Source organism: Dyella sp. EPa41, assembly GCF_016586165.1.
In the GTDB taxonomy this organism is placed as follows: domain Bacteria; phylum Pseudomonadota; class Gammaproteobacteria; order Xanthomonadales; family Rhodanobacteraceae; genus Dyella.
The window spans coordinates 1-820 of record NZ_BCPR01000157.1 but is presented as its reverse complement, the minus strand read 5'-3'; the positions used below and the strand labels follow the sequence as shown (position 1 = coordinate 820).

Annotated in this window: 1 pseudogene; it reads right to left on the bottom strand. The window is 64.4% G+C overall.

Going from position 1 to position 820, the window contains the following annotated elements:
* Positions 1-820 (bottom strand): annotated as a pseudogene (locus tag JMF82_RS21855) (hypothetical protein); the annotation flags it as partial.

The following is an 820-nucleotide window of genomic DNA, read 5'->3' as shown; positions in this document are numbered from 1 at the left end:
AGTGCGTCGCACCGGCGGTCACCACGCTGCTCAGGTTTTCCACCGCCTGATTGGTGGCGAACAACTGCGAACCGTTGATAGCGTCGGTGCTGTTGCCGTTCACCTGCCCCGCCGCCACGTTGGTGATGGTGCGCTCGTTGCCAATGGAGCCCACGCTCACCGTGCTGGTCGGCGTGGCGCCGGCGTAGGTGTAGGCGTGGCCATCGATGGTGCCACCGCCGGTCTGTACCACCGCGGCGGTGCTGCTGCCTGCGCCCAATGCCACGTCGCCCACATTGGTGTTCGCCGTCGCGCCATTGCCGATAGAGACCGCGTTGTCGGTACCCGCGGTGGATACCGGCCCGATCGCCACGCTGTTCACGCCGCTCGCCACCGAATCGGCGAGATTGGAATTCGCGTGGAAGTACTTGATGCCGCCGGTATCGATCTGATTGAAGACCTGTTGCAGCGAGCTGTAGGTGTTGCCGCCATAGCTGATGCTGGTGTTCAACGTGCCCGTCGACGGATCGTAGGTGGTATTGCCACCATAGCTGTTGGCGATGGACGTACCGAGGTTGGTCACCGTGTTGCCCAGGTTGGTGACAGTGGTGCCCACCGTGCCAATCGCCTGGTTGGTGGCGAACAGCTGCGAGCCGTTGATGGCGTCGGTGCTTCCGCCATCGATGCGGCCTGCCGCCACATTGGTGATGGTGCGCTCCGCGCCCGTGTCGCCCACGCTTACCGTCGAACCGGGCGTGGTGCCGGCGAAGGTGTAAGTCATGCCGTTGATCGACGTGCTCGAGGTATGCACCGCAGCCGCCGTCACCGATCCCGCACCCAG